The organism is Citrobacter sp. Marseille-Q5395, from assembly GCF_947057495.1.
In the GTDB taxonomy this organism is placed as follows: domain Bacteria; phylum Pseudomonadota; class Gammaproteobacteria; order Enterobacterales; family Enterobacteriaceae; genus Citrobacter; species Citrobacter murliniae.
The window spans coordinates 1-1,272 of sequence record NZ_CAMSEL010000053.1 but is presented as its reverse complement, the minus strand read 5'-3'; the positions used below and the strand labels follow the sequence as shown (position 1 = coordinate 1,272).

2 protein-coding genes and 1 pseudogene are annotated in these 1,272 nt (G+C 53.9%); all 3 read right to left on the bottom strand.

All coding sequences use genetic code 11. The annotated features are described in order from the left end of the window. A pseudogene (locus tag OH663_RS25730) lies at positions 1 to 599 on the bottom strand (contractile injection system protein, VgrG/Pvc8 family); the annotation flags it as partial. Position 600: 1 nt separating this feature from the next. Next, the gene (locus OH663_RS25725; protein WP_016150410.1) at positions 601 to 816 is read right to left on the bottom strand and encodes a tail protein X; all 216 of its coding nucleotides are present in this window, start codon (positions 814 to 816) and stop codon (positions 601 to 603) included. Beyond that, the gene (locus OH663_RS25720; protein ID WP_233617181.1) at positions 791 to 1,264 is read right to left on the bottom strand and encodes a phage tail protein; all 474 of its coding nucleotides are present in this window, start codon (positions 1,262 to 1,264) and stop codon (positions 791 to 793) included. The genes OH663_RS25725 and OH663_RS25720 overlap by 26 nt, the downstream gene beginning before the upstream one ends. Between the last annotated feature and the right edge of the window lie 8 nt (positions 1,265 to 1,272).

Genomic DNA, 1,272 nt, shown 5'->3' with positions numbered 1-1,272 from the left:
TTCCCTGAAGCCGTTGCCGTGGCCCCTTGCTGTAAAAAAAGCCAGTAGCCTCCTGATGGTTTGCTCACTGCGTTGTAGTCACGAGCAAGCCTTGCGAGCAGGTTGGCATCGGATTCCGCCACCTGATCGATGTGATTGATATGAATATCTTTGAGTGCGTCGGCCACGCGGGGGATCAGCCCGTTATCGGTGGCCACTGTTTTGACAATATCGGCAAGGCGAAGGTTATCCCAGCTCCGGGTTTTCTGGCTTGTCACATCTCCGGGTTGTTTCTGGGCGTTCATCGGCGCGGCGGTCGCATAAAGCTCAATACGCCTTGGCGGGCCGCTGCTGGAGACACCACTGACAACAAACCAGCCTTTATCGATCAGCTGGTCATTGAATCCCAGAGCAACCCGAAGCCGGGCACCTTTAGTGGGAAGCGCCAGCGTTTCAGAGATGAGGCTGATTTTCAGTTCATCGGCTTTCGCTGTTGCCCCACCATAATCCGTCAGGGTCAGTTCACTCAGGCATTGTTGCAGCACCCGGGTTATATCTTTCCCTTCGGCCTGAATGCTGAAGGCCGGCGCATATTCCGGCATCGCTGTCTGATCTGCCATATCAATCCCATAAACTGAATGGCGATTCCGCTACGGGCGTCACCAGATCCGGCAGTGTGATATACAGGCCGGAAGGATACATAGCCCCCTGATCTGCCAGCCCCTGATTGGCTTCAAGAACCTGAGTCACTGAATCTGAAAGATTTTCAGTACCGTAATGCACGGCACAGATTGCATCCAGTACATCTCCGTCACGGGTTTGATAGATCGTCGGCATAGTGTTTTAGCGTCATCGTCCAGTTTTTGTTTCGGTGACCGCCACCCGGTAAAAACTTACTCGTCGTATCTGAAAAGTCGGTCACCACCCACCACCCCAGTACATCGCCTTCTCCGCTGACAAGCTGCTGGGGTTTCGCCTGATCGGCAAGATCAAATAAATCATTCACCCCATCCACCCCTTTACGGAAAAAGGCGTGGGACTGCCCTTCAAGCATGACGGTACGCCCGGGCTTTCCGGTGTACTGAAGAAGGTCCTGTTTGCCGATGTGTTCCTGTTCACTCCAGCGCCAGTTGGCCTCACGGGTAAGCTGATGATAAGCTGCTGTATCAATCGAAAAGGCGAAATTCCCCAGCATCATCATCACGCGGGCTTCCTGCCCACCCCGTAATGCGCCTGCACCGCGCTGGCCGGAATCTTCAAATATCGGGATAATTTCACTCACCAGACAAGTCC

Coding starts and splice junctions, on each gene's coding strand:
- OH663_RS25725 (WP_016150410.1), bottom strand. CDS start 816: ATGCCGACGATCTATCAAACCCGTGACGGAGATGTACTGGATGCAATC.